At 70.3% G+C, this 17,587-nt stretch carries 22 protein-coding genes; 11 read left to right on the top strand and 11 right to left on the bottom strand.

Features of this window, described 5'->3' with window-relative positions; translation table 11 throughout:
* Positions 1 to 671 (bottom strand): LacI family DNA-binding transcriptional regulator (locus AC1DY2_RS04175; RefSeq protein ID WP_476761259.1); only part of this gene is annotated, 671 nt, incomplete at its 3' end.
* A gap of 107 nt (positions 672 to 778) precedes the next feature.
* On the opposite strand from AC1DY2_RS04175, the gene AC1DY2_RS04170 reads away from it, so the two are divergent.
* From AC1DY2_RS04170 to AC1DY2_RS04150, 5 genes are all read left to right on the top strand, one after another.
* Positions 779 to 1,252 carry a hypothetical protein gene (locus tag AC1DY2_RS04170; protein WP_476761258.1) on the top strand — a complete coding sequence of 158 codons (474 nt, stop codon included), beginning with the start codon at positions 779 to 781 and terminating at the stop codon, positions 1,250 to 1,252.
* Positions 1,249 to 2,478 (top strand): NRAMP family divalent metal transporter, encoded by a 1,230-nt coding sequence (locus AC1DY2_RS04165; protein ID WP_476761257.1) that lies wholly within the window; start codon positions 1,249 to 1,251, stop codon positions 2,476 to 2,478. Before AC1DY2_RS04170 ends, AC1DY2_RS04165 begins: the two co-directional genes overlap by 4 nt.
* Positions 2,475 to 2,942 (top strand): PRC-barrel domain-containing protein, encoded by a 468-nt coding sequence (locus AC1DY2_RS04160; RefSeq protein ID WP_476761256.1) that lies wholly within the window; start codon positions 2,475 to 2,477, stop codon positions 2,940 to 2,942. Before AC1DY2_RS04165 ends, AC1DY2_RS04160 begins: the two co-directional genes overlap by 4 nt.
* Positions 2,929 to 3,279, top strand: coding sequence for a PRC-barrel domain-containing protein (locus tag AC1DY2_RS04155; RefSeq protein ID WP_476761255.1), 351 nt, complete (start codon positions 2,929 to 2,931; stop codon positions 3,277 to 3,279). Before AC1DY2_RS04160 ends, AC1DY2_RS04155 begins: the two co-directional genes overlap by 14 nt.
* 134 nt (positions 3,280 to 3,413) lie before the next feature.
* A complete protein-coding gene (locus AC1DY2_RS04150; RefSeq protein ID WP_476761254.1) occupies positions 3,414 to 3,695 on the top strand; it encodes a hypothetical protein in 282 nt (93 codons plus the stop codon).
* A gap of 57 nt (positions 3,696 to 3,752) precedes the next feature.
* On the opposite strand, the gene AC1DY2_RS04145 is transcribed toward AC1DY2_RS04150, so the two are convergent.
* The 4 genes from AC1DY2_RS04145 to AC1DY2_RS04130 all read right to left on the bottom strand — a co-directional run bounded on the left by AC1DY2_RS04145 (position 3,753) and on the right by AC1DY2_RS04130 (position 8,359).
* Positions 3,753 to 4,718 carry a carbohydrate ABC transporter permease gene (locus AC1DY2_RS04145; RefSeq protein WP_476761253.1) on the bottom strand — a complete coding sequence of 322 codons (966 nt, stop codon included), beginning with the start codon at positions 4,716 to 4,718 and terminating at the stop codon, positions 3,753 to 3,755.
* On the bottom strand, positions 4,715 to 5,689 hold the full coding sequence (locus AC1DY2_RS04140) for a carbohydrate ABC transporter permease (protein ID WP_476761252.1): 975 nt from the start codon (positions 5,687 to 5,689) through the stop codon (positions 4,715 to 4,717). The genes AC1DY2_RS04145 and AC1DY2_RS04140 overlap by 4 nt, the downstream gene beginning before the upstream one ends.
* A complete protein-coding gene (locus AC1DY2_RS04135; RefSeq protein WP_476761251.1) occupies positions 5,686 to 7,068 on the bottom strand; it encodes an extracellular solute-binding protein in 1,383 nt (460 codons plus the stop codon). Before AC1DY2_RS04135 ends, AC1DY2_RS04140 begins: the two co-directional genes overlap by 4 nt.
* A gap of 115 nt (positions 7,069 to 7,183) precedes the next feature.
* The gene (locus tag AC1DY2_RS04130; protein WP_476761250.1) at positions 7,184 to 8,359 is read right to left on the bottom strand and encodes an alcohol dehydrogenase catalytic domain-containing protein; all 1,176 of its coding nucleotides are present in this window, start codon (positions 8,357 to 8,359) and stop codon (positions 7,184 to 7,186) included.
* Positions 8,360 to 8,481: 122 nt separating this feature from the next.
* Here AC1DY2_RS04130 and AC1DY2_RS04125 point away from each other — a divergent pair, with 122 nt between their 5' ends.
* Both AC1DY2_RS04125 and AC1DY2_RS04120 read left to right on the top strand, forming a co-directional pair.
* The gene (locus AC1DY2_RS04125) at positions 8,482 to 8,805 is read left to right on the top strand and encodes a DUF7882 family protein (RefSeq protein ID WP_159600946.1); all 324 of its coding nucleotides are present in this window, start codon (positions 8,482 to 8,484) and stop codon (positions 8,803 to 8,805) included.
* A gap of 127 nt (positions 8,806 to 8,932) precedes the next feature.
* Positions 8,933 to 9,427, top strand: a complete 495-nt coding sequence (locus tag AC1DY2_RS04120; RefSeq protein WP_476761249.1) for an SRPBCC family protein — start codon at positions 8,933 to 8,935, stop codon at positions 9,425 to 9,427.
* Between the two features lie 57 nt (positions 9,428 to 9,484).
* On the opposite strand, the gene AC1DY2_RS04115 is transcribed toward AC1DY2_RS04120, so the two are convergent.
* The 3 genes from AC1DY2_RS04115 to AC1DY2_RS04105 form a co-directional block, all read right to left on the bottom strand.
* Complete coding sequence (locus tag AC1DY2_RS04115) at positions 9,485 to 9,703, bottom strand: hypothetical protein (RefSeq protein ID WP_476761248.1); 219 nt, start codon at positions 9,701 to 9,703, stop codon at positions 9,485 to 9,487.
* Positions 9,704 to 9,755: 52 nt separating this feature from the next.
* Positions 9,756 to 10,148 (bottom strand): DUF7882 family protein, encoded by a 393-nt coding sequence (locus AC1DY2_RS04110; RefSeq protein ID WP_309975016.1) that lies wholly within the window; start codon positions 10,146 to 10,148, stop codon positions 9,756 to 9,758.
* 100 nt (positions 10,149 to 10,248) lie between these two features.
* Positions 10,249 to 10,413: a DUF2207 domain-containing protein gene (locus tag AC1DY2_RS04105; RefSeq protein WP_162529547.1), complete on the bottom strand. Its 165-nt coding sequence runs from the start codon at positions 10,411 to 10,413 to the stop codon at positions 10,249 to 10,251.
* 274 nt (positions 10,414 to 10,687) lie between these two features.
* Here AC1DY2_RS04105 and AC1DY2_RS04100 point away from each other — a divergent pair, with 274 nt between their 5' ends.
* From AC1DY2_RS04100 to AC1DY2_RS04090, 3 genes are read left to right on the top strand one after another with little or no spacing between them, the layout of a single operon-like run.
* A complete protein-coding gene (locus AC1DY2_RS04100; RefSeq protein WP_476761247.1) occupies positions 10,688 to 11,572 on the top strand; it encodes an SDR family oxidoreductase in 885 nt (294 codons plus the stop codon).
* A 25-nt stretch (positions 11,573 to 11,597) separates the two neighbouring features.
* Positions 11,598 to 11,864 (top strand): DUF7218 family protein, encoded by a 267-nt coding sequence (locus tag AC1DY2_RS04095; protein WP_476761246.1) that lies wholly within the window; start codon positions 11,598 to 11,600, stop codon positions 11,862 to 11,864.
* 7 nt (positions 11,865 to 11,871) lie between these two features.
* Positions 11,872 to 12,843: a DNA topoisomerase IB gene (locus AC1DY2_RS04090; protein WP_476761245.1), complete on the top strand. Its 972-nt coding sequence runs from the start codon at positions 11,872 to 11,874 to the stop codon at positions 12,841 to 12,843.
* A 3-nt stretch (positions 12,844 to 12,846) separates the two neighbouring features.
* On the opposite strand, the gene AC1DY2_RS04085 is transcribed toward AC1DY2_RS04090, so the two are convergent.
* Positions 12,847 to 13,191: a DUF7882 family protein gene (locus tag AC1DY2_RS04085; protein ID WP_476761244.1), complete on the bottom strand. Its 345-nt coding sequence runs from the start codon at positions 13,189 to 13,191 to the stop codon at positions 12,847 to 12,849.
* Positions 13,192 to 13,223: 32 nt separating this feature from the next.
* Positions 13,224 to 15,785, bottom strand: a complete 2,562-nt coding sequence (locus AC1DY2_RS04080) for an ATP-dependent DNA ligase (protein WP_476761243.1) — start codon at positions 15,783 to 15,785, stop codon at positions 13,224 to 13,226.
* Positions 15,786 to 15,941: 156 nt separating this feature from the next.
* Here AC1DY2_RS04080 and ku point away from each other — a divergent pair, with 156 nt between their 5' ends.
* On the top strand, positions 15,942 to 16,934 hold the full coding sequence (gene ku, locus AC1DY2_RS04075) for a non-homologous end joining protein Ku (RefSeq protein WP_476761242.1): 993 nt from the start codon (positions 15,942 to 15,944) through the stop codon (positions 16,932 to 16,934).
* Positions 16,935 to 17,014: 80 nt separating this feature from the next.
* Here ku and AC1DY2_RS04070 read toward each other — a convergent pair whose 3' ends face one another.
* The gene (locus AC1DY2_RS04070; RefSeq protein ID WP_476761241.1) at positions 17,015 to 17,446 is read right to left on the bottom strand and encodes a hypothetical protein; all 432 of its coding nucleotides are present in this window, start codon (positions 17,444 to 17,446) and stop codon (positions 17,015 to 17,017) included.
* Between the last annotated feature and the right edge of the window lie 141 nt (positions 17,447 to 17,587).

Genomic DNA, 17,587 nt, shown 5'->3' with positions numbered 1-17,587 from the left:
AGCGAGTACAGCGAGTGCACGATGCGGTCGGGGCCCAGCTCGATGCCGTGCCGCTCGGCCATCCGCACCGCGGCGGCGTGCTTGCGCTGTGAGGGAACGTGGTCGCGCGGCCCGAGCAGGATGCCGATGCGCTCGTGCCCGAGCTGCAGCAGGTGCCCGAGCGCCTGCTCCATCGACGTCGCGTCGTCGCACGAGACCGTGGCGAACCCGAGCCCGTCGATCGGCGCGTTCACGAGCACCGTCGGCAGCTTCAGCTCGACGAGTCGGTCGTAGTGGTCGTGGTTCACGTCGGCCTGGGCGTACGCGCCGCCCGCGAAGATCACGCCCGAGACCTGCTGGTGGAGCAGCAGCTCCACGTAGTCGGACTCGGAGATGCCGCCGGCGGTCTGGATGCAGAGCACCGGCGTGTAGCCGTTCTGCGCGAGGCCGCCGCCGATCGCCTCGGCGAGCGCGGGGAAGATGGGGTTCTGCAGCTCGGGCATCACGAGGCCCACGAGGCGGGCTCGCTCGCCGCGCAGCTTGGTCGGCCGCTCGTACCCGAGCACGTCGAGGGCGGTGAGCACCGCGTCGCGAGTGGACGCCGAGACCCCGGGCTTGCCGTTCAGCACGCGGCTGACGGTGGCCTCGCTCACCCCGACCTTGCGCGCGACATCCGCGAGTCTTCTCGACATGCGGCCATGCTACGTCAGCGTTCGCAAGAACTCGACAACCACATGTACGGCGAGAACCGCTTGTCAAGGCCTTGTCGAGGTCCGCGCGATCGCGCGAGCATCTCGCCATGGGATGGGCGAGCGGATCCGCGCGCGGCCGGCAGGCACGGCGCCATCCGGGGCCGGCCGGCCCCGTGGCATCCGGATGCCTCGTGCTCGCCGCCGCGCTGCTGCTCACCGGCTGCACGAACGCCGCCGCCACGATGGAGCAGGCCGTCGGGCAGGGCATCGCCGCGGTCGAGACCGCACGGCTCGTGGTGCAGCAGGAGCTCGACGACCGCACGTTCACCACGACCGCCAAGGCGACGCTCGGTGACGCGCGGCGCGAGCTCGTCAGTGCTGCGACGACCGTGTCCCAGACCGACGTCACGGGCGAGGCGGATGCCGCCTACCGCGACGAGGTGCTGAGGGCACTCGGCGACGGGCTCGATGCCGTGAACGACGCCCGCGACGCGCTCGGCGGCGTGGGCTCGCTCGAGGCCACGGTGCCGCAGCTGGAGGATGCCGCCGACGGGCTCGAGGACGTGGAGGGCGGGCCGTGAAGAACATCTTCGCCGTCGCCCTCGGGGTGCTCACCGCGATCGGCGGGTTCGTCGACATCGGCGACCTGGTGACGAACGCCGTGGTGGGATCGCGCTTCGGGCTGGGCCTCGCCTGGGTGGTCCTGGTCGGCGTCGTGGGCATCTGCGTGTACGCGCAGATGTCGGGCCGGGTCGCCGCGGTGAGCGGCCGGGCGACGTTCGAGATCATCCGCGAGCGCCTCGGCCCCCGCGCGGGGCTCGCGAACCTCGCCGCGTCGTTCCTCATCAACCTGCTCACGGTCACCGCGGAGATCGGCGGCGTCGCCCTCGCACTGCAGCTGGCGACGAGCGTCGACCCCGGCTGGTGGGTCCCGGTCGCGGCGTTCGGCGTCTGGATCGTGATCTGGCGGGCGCGCTTCGAGCTGCTCGAGAACGTGACGGGGCTGCTCGGGCTCACCCTCATCGTCTTCGCGGTGGCCCTGTTCATGCTCTCACCCGACTGGGGCGAGCTGGCCGGCCAGGCCATGCAGCCGGGTCCACCGGCCGGCGAGCCCGTCGCGACCTACTGGTTCTACGCGGTCGCCCTGTTCGGCGCGGCGATGACCCCCTACGAGGTGTTCTTCTTCTCCTCGGGCGCGATCGAGGAGAAGTGGACGGAGAAGGACCTCGCGAAGTCGCGGCTGAACGTGCTCGTCGGGTTCCCCCTCGGCGGGCTGCTCTCGATCGCCATCGCCGGCTGCGCCGCCGTGGTGCTGCTGCCCGCGGCGATCGACGTGACGAGCCTCAGCCAGGTCGTGCTGCCCGTCGCCGAGGCCGGCGGCAAGATCGCCCTGTCGTTCGTGATCGTCGGCATCCTGGCCGCCACGTTCGGCGCGGCGCTCGAGACCACCCTGTCGAGCGGCTACACGCTGGCGCAGTACTTCGGCTGGTCGTGGGGCAAGTTCCGCAAGCCGGCGAAGGCGGCGCGGTTCCACCTCTCGATGATCGTGTGCCTCCTCATCGCGGTGGCGATCCTCGCGACCGGGGTGGATCCCATCCTCGTCACGGAGTACTCGGTCGTGTTCTCGGCGGTCGCGCTGCCGCTCACCTACCTGCCGATCCTCGTCATCGCCAACGACCGCGAGTACATGGGCGACCGCGTCAACGGCCGCGGCATGAACTTCGTGGGCCAGGTGTACCTGGTCATCATCCTGGCGGCCGCCCTGGCCGCGATCCCCCTGCTCATCATCACGGGAGCCGGCGCATGAACGACGAGCACGAGCACGAGCCCGACGCACGCGACGACCGCGACCACGACCGCGACGCGGGGCGACGGATGCCGCGGCGCGACCCGCGCGCACCGCGCGGGCGGGTGCTCGACGCGCACCTGCACCTCCTCGACCGCCAGGTGCTCGACCGTGAAGGCGTTCCCGTGACGACGGTCGACGACCTCGAGCTGGACGGCATCGAGCTCGGAGTGCGCATCGAACCCGGCTCGCCGCCGCCCACGCTCGCCGCCATCCTCACCGGGCCCCAACTGCTCATGCGCCTCTTCGGCGGCCACGCGCCGGCCTCGCGGCGCATCGTGATCCCGTGGAAGCTCGTGTCGGCGGTGGGCACGACCGTGCGGCTCGGGGTCGACGCCGACTCGCTCGACGCGTCGTGGGTGGAGCGCTGGGTCAGCCGCCACCTCATCGGCCGGATCCCCGGAGGCCGCCATGATCCTGAGTGACCTGCTCGGCAGCGACGCGTTCGACGCCGACGGCCGACGGCTCGGCGCGGTCCTCGACGTGCGGCTCGAGATCTCGGGCGCCCCCGCACAGCTCCTCGCCGAGACCGTCGTCACGGGCGTGCTCGTGAGCTCGCACAGCCGCTTCTCGACGTGGGGGTACGAGCGTCGCGGCGAGGACGGTCCGTTCCTCATCGCGTGGCTGCAGCGCCGGCTGCATCGCGGGTCGTTCCTCGTGGCGTGGGACGACGTGGAGCTCGTCGACGTCGGGCGAGTCGTGTTCCGCGCCGGATACGAACAGCTCGACCCGATGCTGCCGCAGGCGCCGCGAGAAGGCTGAGACCCGGCGAACCGCCCAGTCCGGTTACTCGCCGCATCCGGTGCCGTCAAGGCCTCGCCGCGCTTCGACGACGCGCGTAGCGTCCCGAGGAGCGGACGCCCCGAAGCATCCGCTCGCACGGAAGGAGCGACACCATGGAACAGTCGATCGGTCGGGACACCGAACCGACGACCCGGCCGGACGCGCTCGACGCCCGGCAGCCCGACGACGCCGAGGCCGCGAGCCCGTCATCGCACTCCCCCGAAGTCGACGCCGACATCCAGCGCCGCCTCCGCGACCTGCCACCCTCGAGGTACCGCGACGACACGGGCATCACCGACCTCGACGAGCTGCAGCGCCACATCGACCCACTCGATCCGCGCAGACCGCGTCGCCTCACCGACGACCCGCTCGACCCCGAGCGCGACGCGCGCTGATCGCGGACGGGCGGCCCCGGCCCTTCGAGCCCGCAGCCGTCCGCCCGCCTCAGCCCTTCAGCCCTTCAGCCCCGACGACGCGACGCCGTCGATGATCTGCCGCTGCGCGATGAAGAACACGATGATCATCGGGATGGTGGTGATCACGCTCGCCGTGACGATGATCTCCCAGTGCCACTCGCCGCCGAACCCGAAGGCGTCGACGAGCGACTTGAGCCCGCGCGGCACGGTGAACGTCGCCGAGTCCCGCAGGTAGATGAGCGCGCGCATGAGGTCGGTCCACACGGCCTGCACCTCGAACACGAGCACGACGGCGAGCGCCGGCTTGCAGAGCGGCAGGGCGATGCGCCAGAACACCCCGAACTGGGATGCCCCGTCGATGCGTGCCGCCTCGAAGAGGTCGCGCGGCAGCCCGAGGAAGAACTGTCGCAGCAGGAAGATGTAGAACGCACTGCCGAAGAGGTTGCCGGCCCACAGCGGGGTCAGCGTCCCCACTTGGCCCAGCCCGTTCCAGATCAGGAACGTCGGGATCATCGTGACCGCGCCGGGCAGCATCATCGTCGCGAGCACCAGGGCGAACAGCGCACCTCGCCCGCGGAACCGGAAGTAGGCGAACCCCCACGCGACCATGGCGCTCGAGAACGTCACCGTCACCGCGGCCAGCACCGTGACGATGACCGTGTTCATCAGCCACAGCCCGAGCGGCGCCTGCTGCCAGACCGTCACGTAGTTGTCGAACGTGAACGTGTCGGGGATGAGCTTGTTGTCGAAGACCTCGGTGCGCGGCTTGAACGACGCGCTGACGAGCCACACGAACGGGTAGACGAAGATCACGCCGAGCAGCGTGAGCGCGATCCACGCGAAGACGCGACTCGCGCGCGTGCGCGGGCGTCGTCCGCCGCCACGCAGCGCAGTGGCATCCGTCGGCGGCACGGTGGTCGCGGCGGCGGCGACCGCAGCATCGCGCCTGGGGGCGGGAGCGGCGGCACCGCCGACGGGCAGGTCGACATCGACGCCGGTCATCGGTCCCCCTCGTAGTAGACGAATCGGCGGGACACGATCAGCTGGATCGCCGTCACGATCATGATGACGACGAAGAGCCCCCACGCCATCGCCGACGCGTAGCCCATGTTCAGGAACTCGAACGCCTGCTGGAACAGGTAGATCGAGTAGAAGAGCGCGGCGTCATTGCTGTACGTCGTGTTGCCGGCGCCGAAGAATGCCGTATACGCCTCGTCGAACGTCTGCAGGGCCGCAATGGTGTTCACGATGATGACGAAGAACAGCGCCGGGCTGATCATCGGCAGCGTGATGCTGAACGACGTGCGCCAGAAGCCGGCGCCGTCGAGCTTCGCCGACTCGTAGAGCTCGGTCGGCACGTTCCGCAGGGCTGCCAGCAGGATGATGATGGACGCACCGACGGTCCACAGCGACATCAGGATCAAGCCCGGCTTCACCCACGCGGGGTCCGTGGTCCATGCCGGCCCGTTGATGCCGAACCATCCGAGCACCGTGTTCAGGAGCCCGTTCTGGCCGTTGAACAGCAGCAGGAAGAGCACGCCGACCGCCACGGGAGGGGTCATCTTCGGGAGGAAGAACACCGTGCGGAAGAATCCCGACGCCCGTCCCGCGCGATCGAGCAGCAGCGCGAGCGTGAGCGACACGATGACGTAGAGCGGCACCTGCAACATCGTGAAGAACACCGTGTTGCCGAGCGCCAGCAGGATCTTCGGGTCGGACCCCATCTCGACGTAGTTGTCGAACCCGACGAAGTGCGGGTCGTTGATCACGTCGTAGTCGGTGAGCGACAGGTAGCCGCTGTAGATCATCGGCCACGCCGTGAAGACGACGAACCCGATCATCCATGGGCTGAGGAAGAGCAGCGCCGACAGGACGTTGCGCCGGCGGGCCCGACGGCGACCCCGCTCGCGCTCGCCCGGGGCGGCTGAGTGCTCCTGCACTCGGCCGCCCGGGCGGGCCGGCGCGATGGTCACTTTCCGCCGCCGTCCTCGAGCTTCTTCCAGCCCTCGTCGAGGGCCTTCTGCGCGATCTCCTGCGCCTTGCCGAGCGCCTCCTCGGGGGTGGCCTGGCCGTTCAGCACGCTGTTCACCGCGTCCTGCATCGCCTGCTCGAACTCGGCGTCGGCCGGGTTGGCCGGCAGCGACACCGTGTTGTCGTTCGCCTCGTACATGGCCTCGATGCCCGAGTCCCACGGCTCCCCGCCCGACGTCACCATCTCGCGGATCTGCTCGTCGGCGGTGGTGTTGCCGGTCAGGATGCCGGTGAACGGCTTGCCCTCCGCCTCACGAGCGCTGATGCGAGCCTCGGCGGCGGCCTTCCATGCGTCCACCGAGGTCATGGCCTTGGCCCAGCGGCACGCCGCCGCGGCGTTCTTCGTGCCGGACGGGATGGCCCACGCCGAACCGCCGGCGAAGGCGATGGGGTCGCCCGACGTCGTGCGCACGGTGTCGAACGCCATCGGGGCATCCGGCGACACCTCGTTCAGCACGTTGATGTACCACTGCTCCATCGGCATGGCGCCGAGCACGTTCGTGGCGAACTGGTTGCCCTCACCGAAGAAGTCGGCGGAGTCGCGGAACGCCTTCACGGCGCTGAAGCCGCCCTGGTCGTCGTAGATGCCGACCGCCCAGGTGAGCGAGTCGATCGCCTCCTGCGAGTCGAGGCTCGCCGTCTTGCCGTCCTCGGAGAGCAGGGACCCGCCGGCGGCGGCGACCCAGAGGGGCAGGAACTCGGGCAGCTTGGAGTCCACGCCGATGACGCTGAGCGAGCCGCCGTCGGACTTCGTGAGGGCCTTGTTTGCCGCGGTCATCGCCTCGCGGTCGGAGCCGTTCACGTCGTCGATCGTGAGCGCGGCGGCCGACAGGAGGTTGGCGTTCGCCATGGTGACCTGCACCTGGTTGAACTCGGGGATGCCGTAGACCTTGCCGTCGAGCGTGACCTGGTCGACGGCGGACTCGCGGAACTGGTCCATCTCGATGCCCTCGCCGTCGATGCAGCGGTCGAGCGGGATGATGGCGCCGCGGGCCGCGAGCGAGCCGACCTGGTCGCGGTCGGCGTAGAGCAGCTCGGGCGGTTCACCGGATGCCACGGCCGAGAGGAACTGCTGGATGTCGAGGTCGCCCTCGATGAGCTTCACCTTCACGTCGCCGAGCTCGCCCTTGGCGTAGTCGACGCGGGAGGTGGCGACCTCGTCGACGCCGGAGAAGCCCATGACCGAGAGGTCGCCGCTGAGCTCCGCATCGGGGTCGTAGGTCGCGTCGTCGGAGGCCGCGCCGCCCGTCCCCACCGCGCACCCGCTGAGCGCCAGGGCGGTCGCGGCAGCGAGCGCCAATCCGATTCGAGCACGATGCATGGTGAGCCTCCGTTTCGGGCACCGGCTGGTGGCCGGTTCACCGTCACGGTAGGTATCGAGAAGCGCTTCTCGTCAGGGGCTTGACAGAAGCGCTTCTCCAAGAAATGAGGCTCGATCAGGGCTTCAGGATGACTTTGATGCAGCCGTCCTCCTTGTCGCGGAACTTCTCGTACATCTCGGGCGCCTGCTCGAGGGGCACGCGGTGCGTGGCGAGGTCCTCGAGTCCCAACGGGTCCGCCGGATCCTCGGCGAGCGGCAGCAGCTCGGGAAGCCAGTGATGCACGTTGCACTGGCCGAACCGCATCGTGAGCTGCTTGTCGAAGATCGTCATGAGCGGCATCGGGTCGAGCGAGCCCGCGTACACCCCGCTCACCGACACGGTGCCACCGCGCCGCACGAGGTCGATGGCCAGGTCGATCGCGGCGAGGCGGTCGAGCCCCGCGTTCATCATGAGGGGCTTCGCCAGGCCGTCGGGCAGCACCCCGACCGCGGCCTGGGCGAAGGCGGTAGCCGGGTTGCCGTGCGCCTCCAGGCCGACGGCGTCCACCACGCCGTCGGGCCCCCGGCCCTCGGTCGCATCGCGGATGACGGATGCCACGTCGTCGTCGAGGTCGTGCACCATCGCGCCGTGGCGCTCGGCCATGAGCCGCCGCTCGGGCACCGGGTCGACGGCGTGCACGGTGACGTCGTGGTGGCGTGCGATCCGCGCCACGAGCTGCCCGACCGGACCGAGGCCGAGCACCGTGAGGGTGCTGCCTGGCACCACCTCCGCGTAGCGGAACCCCTGCCATGCCGTGGGCAGGATGTCACTGAGGAAGAGGTAGCGCTCATCCGGCAGGTCGCGTCCGACCACCTGCGCGTTGGCATCTGCGCGCCGCACCCGCAGGTACTCCGCCTGCCCGCCCGGCACCGACCCGTACAGCTCGGTGTAGCCGTAGAGCTCGGCGCCGGTCCCCTGGTCCCGGTTCTGGGTCGTCTCGCACTGCGTCGTCAGGCCTCGGGCGCACATGAAGCAGTGCCCGCACGAGATCACGAACGGCACGACCACCCGGTCGCCGACGGCCACCCGGCGCACCTCCGCGCCGACCGCCTCGACGACGCCCATCGTCTCGTGCCCGAGGATGTCCCCGCGGTGCAGGAACGGCCCGAACAGATCGTAGAGGTGCAGGTCGGAGCCGCAGATCGCGGTCGAGGTCACTCGCACGACCGCGTCGGTGGGATCGAGGATGGTCGCGTCGGGAACGTCGACGACCCGGACGTCCTTGGTGGCATGCCAGGTGAGCGCTTTCATGCCCTCGTTCCTACGCGGCGGCCCTCGCCCGTGGCAGGGGGTTGACGCCACCGCGCCTCCATTCCCGGTCGGCCGGCCACGCCGCGTATCGACGGGACTCGGGCGGCGACTAGAGTCTCGGCATGGGCAAGTTCATCTACAACTCGTCAGCGCGCGAGATCGACATCGACGACCGCACCCTGGCCCACCTGCGCGTCGCGATCCTCAACAAGCTGCGGCGTTCCGAGAGCTTCTCGATGACGTGGGAGCACGGCGTCGAGAACGGCAGCGGCCGCACGACGATCTGGCTGCACGAGTCCATTCCGCTGCAGTTCGTCTTCAGCGGCAACCGCACGCCCAAGCTCAACAAGCTGTGGATCGAGCAGCTGCTGCTCTCGGCGAACAGCACGTCGGGCCTCCAGTTCGTGCCCGAGCCCGCCGAGGACGAGCCGATCGACGCCGACTGACCCGCCCGAGCACCTCCCCGACCGGGTAGCAGGAGCCCGCGGAAGCGGCAAGCCCCTCGTGACCGAACGCATGCCTTCCTAGCGTGGTTCGGGGCGCATCACCGTGCCCGGAACGGAGGACCGCATCATGAGCACGACCCTGACCGCGTCGACCGAGGTGGACGTTCCAGTTCGCGTGGCGTACGACCAGTGGACCCAGTTCGAGTCGTTCCCCGAGTTCCTCGGCGGCGTCGACCGCGTCACCCAGCTGAGCTCGACGATGACCCACTGGGTCGTGTCGATCGGCGGCGTGAAGCGCGAGTTCGACGCCGAGATCGTCGACCAGGTGCCCGACCGGCACGTGGCCTGGCGCAGCGTGAACGAGGAGGTGCTGCATCGCGGAAGCGTGAGCTTCACGGAGCTCGACGCCGACCGCACCCGCATCGACCTCGAGATCGAGTGGGAGCCGGAGGGCTTCGTCGAGCAGACCGGTGCGGCACTGCAACTCGACGACCTGCAGGTCAAGAGCGACCTCAAGCGCTTCAAGGAGTTCATCGAGCGTCGCGGCGCCGAGACCGGCGCCTGGCGCGGCGAGGTGCACGAGGGCGAGCGGACGGACCGCTCGGGCAGCGGCGTCATCTGACGCGACGACGAACGGATGACGGGACGCAGCCCTGCACGGGCTGCGTCTCGTCGTGCGTCAGTCGACGGCCTCGATCTGGGTGATCACGAACTGCCGCTCCGCGAGTGTCAACCGATCGGGTGCCGTGCCGCCGGTGAGCGACATGATCTCCGCGACGGTCTCGGCGTCGAGATCCGCCTCCAACCGGGCCAGCAGCCGATGCTTCGCCTCGATCGAGAGGTGCGGCCACCAGCGTTCGATCTCCGCGCGAGCCGCGGCATCCTGAGCGTTGCCCATCTGTGCTCCTCCTCCGGCGCTCCGGCGCTCCGCCGCGGCCGAGCTCGCTCGACTACGCGGGCTGCGTCTCGCTGTCGACGTCGACCTGCTGCACATCGACGCCGACCTGCACCGGCTGACCCGGCACGGAAGTGATCGGATCGGTGTCGAGCTGCTCGGGAACCAGGCGGATGCCGCCGGTGCTGTTCGCCGACCGCATCAGCTCTTCGATCCAACTGCGACTCAGCTCGGGTGCGACGGGCTCGTCGAAGACGAAGCGCAGCGGGATCGACGGGTGCAGCCAGAGCGTGCTGCGGCCACGCGGCTGGTCTTCGGCGTGCTGCCACGACAGGGTGAAGCTCTCGCCTCGGCGCAGCTTCGTCGTGATGGCGATCTTCAGGTGCGCGAGTGCCCGGTCCTCGATGCCGATCGGGGTGCCGGAGTCGCCGTAGTACAGGGTTCCCACCGCCTCAGCATACGTCTCGGCGGCGGTTCCGGCACTCATCGGAACAAACGGAGCGGGCGGCCCGAGGGCCGCCCGCTGCGTTGTGAGGTCTCGCGATGGATCAGACCGTGCGACGACCGCTGAGGTAGCGCACGAGGAACACGATGGCCGCGATGACCAGCAGCACGATTCCGACCCACAGCAGGAAGTTCAGCGTGGGCACGACGCCGCCCGTAATGAGCAGGATGATCGCGATGACGGCGAGGATGGCGACGAGGATGTTCATGATCTCTCCTTCGTGTGACCCGCCCCCGTGATCGACGGGTGCGGATTCGGTGACGCCGTTCCCGGCGGCACCTCGGGACGCGGGTACGTCCATGCCATGAAGATAGGACCGCCGCGGGCGCGGTGCACAGGGGTTGACCGCCCTTCGCGCCGAGTGCTAATCACGGGCGGAAAGCCCGGAAACCCGGGCTTCGCGGCATCCGAATGCCTGTCAACCCCCTGACTCGCGCGAACGCCGCGCGTAGCGTGACTGCGGTCGAAGGGGGCGAATCACCATGCTCGATGAGCAGCTCATCGATCCCACCACGAAGCACACCACCGACCCGTTCCCCCGGCAGGAACAGGAGCCGCCCGGCCTGACCGAGGCGATGGCGCCGCTTCCCGACCACGGCGAGCAGAGCTACCGGGGCAGTGGTCGCCTGGTCGGGCGGCGTGCCCTCATCACGGGCGGCGACTCGGGCATCGGTCGTGCCGTCGCGATCGCGTTCGCGCGCGAGGGCGCCCGCGTCGCCATCTCCTACCTGCCGGGCGAGCAGCGCGATGCCGACGAGACCGGCGAGTGGATCGCCGACGCCGGCGGCGCTCCGCTGCTCCTGCCCGGCGATCTGCGCAGCGAGCAGCACTGCATCGACCTCGTCGATCACACCGAACAGGCGTTCGGCGGCCTGGACCTGCTCGTGCTGAACGCCGCGCACCAGCGGAACCGCAGCGGCATCGATGAGATCCCGACCGATGACTTCGAGGCCGTCATGCGCGTCAACCTGTTCGCGCCGGTGTTCCTGGCCAGGGCTGCCGTGCCGCTCATGGACGCCGGATCGAGCATCATCACCACCACGTCCATCCAAGGCTTCGATCCGTCGAGCGCCCTCGTCGACTACGCCATGACGAAGGCCGCGCTCGTGGCGTTCACGACAGCGCTCGCGGAAGAGCTCGGGCCACGCGGCATCCGGGTGAACGCGGTGGCCCCCGGCCCGATCTGGACGCCGCTGATCCCGTCGACGGGCTGGCCCGACAAGCTCGCCGGCTTCGGGCGGGACACTCCGCTCGGCCGGGCCGGCCAGCCGGCGGAGCTGGCGGGCGCCTACGTGTACCTCGCGTCGGACGACGCGTCGTACGTCTCGGGAGCCGTACTGCCGGTCACCGGCGGCCGAGGGCTCTGAAGCCGCAGAGGAAGGAGAGGGAACCATGCCCGGACGCAGGAACGCGTCGCTGAAGGACCCGGAGCTCTACGAGAAGCTCCGCGACGACGGCGCCTCGAAGGAGAAGGCCGCCCGCATCTCGAACGCGGCAGCCAACCGGGGACGCAGCGCCGTCGGACGCAAGGGGGGCAAAAGCGGCGACTACGACGACTGGACCGTCGAGGAGCTGAAGAAGCGGGCCAAGGAGATCGGCCTCACGGGGTACAGCAGCAAGCGCAAGGCCGAACTCATCTCGGCACTGCGCAACCACTGAGCCTCGGATGCCGCGCCTCAAACGCGTGACGCCCTACGTCTCCCCGGGATTCGCCCGGGTGAGGCGCGGCCGTGGGTTCGCCTACGTGCACAGCGACGGAGGGGTGGCGGGTCGTGCCGAACGTGCTCGCATCGCCGACCTCGCCATCCCGCCGGCATGGAAGGACGTGTGGATCGCGGAGGCGCAGAACGCGCACATCCTCGCGGTGGGAGTGGATGCCGCCGGGCGGCGGCAGTACCTCTACCATCCCGTGTGGCGCGAGCAGCAGGACCAGGAGAAGTTCCTGCGGATGACCGCCCTGGCCGGGGTGCTGCCCGATGCCCGACGCTCCGCACTCCGCGATCTCGCGTTGGACGCCCTGCCGCGGGAGCGGGTGCTGGCCGCGGCGTTCCGCACGCTCGACCTCGGCGCGATCCGGATCGGCTCGGAGGAGTCGCTCGCCGGCTTCCGCAACCGCGGGCTCACGACGCTGCTCGTGCGCAACGCCGCCCTCGACCCGCCCGAGACCGTGCGGTTCCGGTTCCGGGCCAAGGGCGGCATCACGCAGAACCTGCGTGTGCACGACGCCGCGCTCGCGACGTTCGTGGAGCACAACTCCCAGCGGTCGCCGGCGTCGCGCCTCTACGCGTGGACCGACGGGCGGCGCATGCGTGCGGCGATCGCGACCGACGTCAACGACGACATCCGTGCACGCACCGGCGGCGACTTCACCGCGAAGGACTTCCGCACCCTGCGCGGCACGATCGAGGCGGCCGACCGGCTCGCGCAGCTCGGCGTGGAGGGCACCGCGCGCGCGCGAGGCCGGGCCATCCGGGAGGCGATCGTGCACGCGAGCGAGGTGCTCGGGAACACGCCGACGATCGCGAAGGCGAGCTACGTCGACCCGCGCGTGCTCGACGCCTACGAGCACGGCCGCATCGTCAGCCTGCGCGGCGCGCGCGAGACCGCGCTCCTCGCACTGCTCGTCGATGACGCGTGACGGTCAGGCGGCGGCGAACGGCTGCGTGACCGGTTCAGGCGCTGCCGCGTCGATGTGCTCCTCGACGAGCGTGATGCCGCCGGTGCTGTTGGCCGACCGCATCAGCTCCTCGACCCAGTCGCGGCTGAGGTCGGGCGCCTCGGGCTCGTCGAAGACGAACCGCATGGGGATCGTGGGATTGACCCAGATCGTGCTTCGCCCGCCGGCCTGGCCGTCGGGGTGGATCCACGACAGGGTGAGGCTCTCGCCACGGCGGAGCTTGGTCGTGATCGCGACCTTGAGGTGCGCGAGCGCGCGGTCCTCGATGCCGATGGGAGCCGCCGACTGGCCGTAGTAGAGAGTGCCCACGGTCGAAGCGTACCCCGAACGGGGGTCACGGATCACGCTTCCCGAACGACTTCCTCGGGCGACTTGTCGGGTCGCAGTCCACGCCACCGCGGATGCCGCGCCACGCCCGTGCTGGTCCACTCGCCGAACTCGATCTCGCCGACCACCTCGGGTCGCACCCAGACCGCGTCGGCCGCGTCCAGGGGCGGCACCGCCACGAAGGGCGGCGTCGACTGTGCCAGCCCGTCGAGCCGCGCCAGCAGCCGGTCGAGCTCGACCTCGCGGAATCCGCTGCCCACCCGACCGGCGTACTCGAGGCCGTGCTCGCCCGGGATGCCGACCAGCAGCGACCTGATGCGGCCGAGGCGAGTGCCGCTGCCCTTGCGGTAGCCGCCGATCACCACCTCCTGGGTGCGCGTGAGCTTCAGCTTCAGCCACGCCTCGCTGCGCACGCCCGGCTGGTAGGTCGACTCGGTGCGCTTGGCGACGAGCCCCTCGAGGCCGAGTCGCCGGCTCTCGGCGAACGCCTCCTCAGGGGTTCCGGATGCCGCGGCGGGCAGCTCGACCGGCACGCCCCGGCGCGGGCGGACGAGGCGTTCGAGGAGCTCCCGTCGACGGTGGTACGGCAGCTCGGTGACGGAGGAGCCGGCGATCTCGAGCACATCGAAGAGCAGGAGCCGCACGGGCACGGCCGCCATCACGCGTTCGATCTCCCGCGGACGGGCGAGGTTCATGCGCTGCTGGATGCGCTCGAAGCTGGGCCGGCCGTGGTCGTCGAGGGCGACGATCTCGCCGTCGACGAGGGCGTCGCCACGCAGCACCCGCGGCAGCCCGGCCAGCTCGGGATACGTCGCGGTGACGTCGTTGCCGCGTCGGCTCAGCAGGCGGATGCCGCCGCCGTCGGCGCGGGCCAGCACCCGGATGCCGTCCCACTTCCACTCGAGCGCCCAGTCGCCGTGCGCCACCTGCCCGAGGGTGCCCGACGTCGCGAGCATCGGGCGAACGAGGATCGGCTCGACCTCGTGCGGGCCGTCGTCGGACTCGTGGGGCTCGGCGGGCGCGAGCGGGTCCGCCGTGAGCTCGGCGGGCGCCGGCGGGTCCCCTGCAGGCTCGGCTGGGTCGGCGGGATCCGGCGGCTCGGTCGCCTCCGCCGCGCCCGCGGCATCCGTCACCGTCTCGGAGGACGTGTCGGTCGCGTGGCGCGCCTTGGACGACGGGCTCCAGTGCCCCGGCCGCTGGTCCTTCATGCGATGCGCGAGCCAGTTGCTCTTCTCGCCCGAGCCCTCGGTGCGGATGAGTGCGAGCCGGACGTGCCCGCCCAGCGGTCCGCCGGGCCGCCCCTCGAGGTCGACGATGACTTCGTCGTCCCGCCACTTCTCGGTCTCGTAGGTGCCGGTGTCCCAGACCGTCATGCTGCCGGCGCCGTACTGCCCGGAGGGGATCGTGCCCTCGAACACGAGGTACTCCATCGGGTGGTCCTCCGTCTGCACCGCGAGGTTGTTCCTGCCGGTGGTCTCGGGCACGCCCTTCGGCACCGCCCAGCTCTTCAGCACGCCGTCGCGCTCGAGGCGCAGGTCGAAGTGCAGGCGGCGGGCGTGGTGCTCCTGGATCACGAAGCGCGGAGGCCCGTCACTCTCCGCCCCCCAGGTCGACGACGGCATCGGCTCGGGCGTGGCGCCCGCGTCCCGCATCGAGAGGTACGTCGCGAGCGGGCCCGACGCGCCCACGGCAGCCAGCGGCGCGATCGGATCGATGCCCTCGGCCACCCGGGCCAGCACCTCGTGCGCGTCGAGCTGACGGAGGCCCGGGTCGTCGAGCTCGTCCCACGTGCGCGGCGCCGCGACCGTCGGCGTGGGGCGGCCGCGCAGCGAGTACGGCGCGATCGTGGTCTTGTTCTGGTTGTTCTGGCTCCAGTCGATGAGCACCCGGCCCTCGCGGAGCGTCTTGCGCATGCTCGACACGATGAGGTCGGGGTGGTCGGCCTCGAGCGCCCTCGCGAGTTCGTGCGCGACATCCGACACCTGCTGCGACGTCTGCGAGCCGTCGAGCGCCGCATACAGGTGGATGCCCTTGCTGCCGCTCGTCACCGGGAACGCCTCGAGGCCCATGCCGTCGAGGATCGCGCGCACGAGTCGGGCGACCTCGGCGCACTCGAGCAACCCCATGCCGGGGCCCGGATCAAGGTCGAACACCATGCGGTCGGGATTGCCGCGCGAGCCATCGGGCGCGAACCGCCACTGCGGCACGTGGATCTCGAGCGACGCCTGCTGCGCCAGCCACACGAGGGCGGCGCGGTGATCGACGATCGGGTAGGTCTTCGGTCCATCGGAGTGCTCGATGACCCCCCGGCGCATCCAGTCGGGCGCGTGCTCGGCGAGGTTCTTCTCGAAGAACACCTGCCCCGGTGCATCCGTGGTGCCGACGCCCTGCACCCAGCGCTTGCGCGTCACCGGCCTGCCGATGACGAGCGGCACCATGACCGGGGCGATCTCCGCGTAGTAGGAGATCACCTCGCCCTTGGTCATGCCGGTCTCGGGATACATGACCTTGTCGAGGTTCGTCAGCCGGAGTCTCCGGCCGTCGACCTCCACGAGCTGGCGGGTGCCCTCGGCCATGCTCCCCATCTTGCCCCGTCCGCCCGCGAAGTGACGCGAATCGACCTTCGCGCGCGGAGCGAGGGTCGATTCGCGTCATCTCGCGGGCGAGCGGATGCCACGGCTGAATGCCGCAAGGGCTACCGCGCGGCATCCGCTCGGGTGTCTACTGGTGTGATGCGAGCCGTCTGGAAGGGGGCGGTCACATTCGGCCTGGTCAATGTGCCCGTCAAGTTGTACAGCGCCACCGAGGATCACGACGTGTCACTGCATCAGGTGCACGACGCCGACGGCGGGCGCATCCGCTACCAACGCGTGTGCGAGATCGACGGCAAGGTCGTCGAGTACAAGAACATCGACAAGGCCTACGACGACGGCGAGCGCACGGTGATCATCACCGACGAGGACCTGAAGTCGCTGCCGGCCGAGCGCAGCCGCGAGATCGAGGTCGTCGAGTTCGTGCCCACCGAGCAGGTCGATCCGATCATGTTCGACAAGAGCTACTACCTCGAGCCCGACTCGGCGTCGAACAAGGCGTACGTGCTGCTGCGCCGCACGCTCGAGTCGACCGACAGGACGGCGATCGTGCGCATGGCGCTGCGCCAGAAGACCCGCCTCGCGGCGCTGCGCGTCTACGGCGACGTGCTCATGGTGCAGACGCTGCTCTGGAGCGACGAGGTGCGTGAGGCGAAGTTCCCGTCGCTCGACGAGCCCGTGAAGATCTCCGACAAGGAGCTCGACCTGTCGAAGCAGCTCGTCGAGAGCCTCGTGTCCGACTTCGAACCCGACGAGTTCGTCGACGAGTACCAGGCCGAGCTGCGCACGCTCATCGCCGCGAAGCTCGAGCAGGGCGACGCCGTCGACACGGCCGCGACGTTCGGCGAGGAGCCCGAGGAGGAGGGCGGCGAGGTCATCGACCTCATGGAGGCCCTGCGCCAGTCGATCGCGTCCAAGCGCGGCGGGTCGGATGCCGCGAAGAGCGGCGGCGCGAAGGGCAGCGGTGGCGGCGGCAAGGCCGCGTCGGGTTCGGGCGCGTCGAAGTCGTCCTCCGCCGGCGCGAAGGCATCGGACACGTCCAAGGCCGGCTCGAGCCGCTCGAAGGCCGCGACGTCATCGGGCGACGGCGCGAAGAAGAAGGCGCCTGCGGCCAAGAAGAAGGCGGCGTCCTGACGCCAGCGCGCGACATCCGCTGAGGCCGGATCGCGGCCTCCGCTGGCGCTGGGGCGCGGCATCCGCTGATCGCGGGCGGCTCAGTCGTCGGTGCAGGTTTCGCCGACGGCGTCTGCCGCATCCTGGATCGCCGTCTGGTGCTCGGCGACCGCGTCGGCGTCGACCTCCGCGTCGGGATCGCTCGGCAGGGTGCCCGCGAACTCCGCGGCGTCCTGGATGCTCGCGTCGAGCTCGTCGAGCGCATCGGACAGTTGCGTGTCGTCGCCGCCCGTGCGGTCGATCGCCATGACGCGCTCGCTGTAGCCCTCGAGCGTCGCCTGCGTCTCGCTCGGGTCGCCGCCGGCGGCGAGCGCGTTCTGCGCACCGTTCGAGATGTCGCGGACCTCGGACTCGACGGCGGTGCAGGCGTCGACGCTCGAACCGGCGCCCTCGTCGCCACCGCCGGCGGCGCAGCCGGAGAGGAGCAGTGCACTCGCGAAGACGAGTGCCGCGGAAGTGGTGATTCGTTGCATGGGTGCAGCCTAAGGATCGGCGCTTCGACGCGGACGGGGGTTGCGCTTCGCCGGTTCTGCCGCGGAAGTGGTGATTCGTTGCATGGGTGCAGCCTAAGGATCGGCGCTTCGACGCGGACGGGGGTTGCGCTTCGCCGGTTC

It is taken from the genome of Agromyces sp. P1_H4 (genome assembly GCF_056405255.1).
Note: the sequence above shows the minus strand (reverse complement) of the source record. Positions and strands in the feature narration are given on the sequence as shown.

Coding starts and splice junctions, on each gene's coding strand:
- AC1DY2_RS04100 (WP_476761247.1), top strand. CDS start 10,688: ATGCTCGATGAGCAGCTCATCGATCCCACCACGAAGCACACCACCGAC.
- ku (WP_476761242.1), top strand. CDS start 15,942: ATGCGAGCCGTCTGGAAGGGGGCGGTCACATTCGGCCTGGTCAATGTG.
- AC1DY2_RS04150 (WP_476761254.1), top strand. CDS start 3,414: ATGGAACAGTCGATCGGTCGGGACACCGAACCGACGACCCGGCCGGAC.
- AC1DY2_RS04070 (WP_476761241.1), bottom strand. CDS start 17,446: ATGCAACGAATCACCACTTCCGCGGCACTCGTCTTCGCGAGTGCACTG.
- AC1DY2_RS04090 (WP_476761245.1), top strand. CDS start 11,872: ATGCCGCGCCTCAAACGCGTGACGCCCTACGTCTCCCCGGGATTCGCC.
- AC1DY2_RS04095 (WP_476761246.1), top strand. CDS start 11,598: ATGCCCGGACGCAGGAACGCGTCGCTGAAGGACCCGGAGCTCTACGAG.
- AC1DY2_RS04105 (WP_162529547.1), bottom strand. CDS start 10,413: ATGAACATCCTCGTCGCCATCCTCGCCGTCATCGCGATCATCCTGCTC.
- AC1DY2_RS04135 (WP_476761251.1), bottom strand. CDS start 7,068: ATGCATCGTGCTCGAATCGGATTGGCGCTCGCTGCCGCGACCGCCCTG.
- AC1DY2_RS04170 (WP_476761258.1), top strand. CDS start 779: ATGGGATGGGCGAGCGGATCCGCGCGCGGCCGGCAGGCACGGCGCCAT.
- AC1DY2_RS04125 (WP_159600946.1), top strand. CDS start 8,482: ATGGGCAAGTTCATCTACAACTCGTCAGCGCGCGAGATCGACATCGAC.
- AC1DY2_RS04155 (WP_476761255.1), top strand. CDS start 2,929: ATGATCCTGAGTGACCTGCTCGGCAGCGACGCGTTCGACGCCGACGGC.
- AC1DY2_RS04130 (WP_476761250.1), bottom strand. CDS start 8,359: ATGAAAGCGCTCACCTGGCATGCCACCAAGGACGTCCGGGTCGTCGAC.
- AC1DY2_RS04160 (WP_476761256.1), top strand. CDS start 2,475: ATGAACGACGAGCACGAGCACGAGCCCGACGCACGCGACGACCGCGAC.
- AC1DY2_RS04115 (WP_476761248.1), bottom strand. CDS start 9,703: ATGGGCAACGCTCAGGATGCCGCGGCTCGCGCGGAGATCGAACGCTGG.
- AC1DY2_RS04120 (WP_476761249.1), top strand. CDS start 8,933: ATGAGCACGACCCTGACCGCGTCGACCGAGGTGGACGTTCCAGTTCGC.
- AC1DY2_RS04145 (WP_476761253.1), bottom strand. CDS start 4,718: ATGACCGGCGTCGATGTCGACCTGCCCGTCGGCGGTGCCGCCGCTCCC.
- AC1DY2_RS04080 (WP_476761243.1), bottom strand. CDS start 15,785: ATGGCCGAGGGCACCCGCCAGCTCGTGGAGGTCGACGGCCGGAGACTC.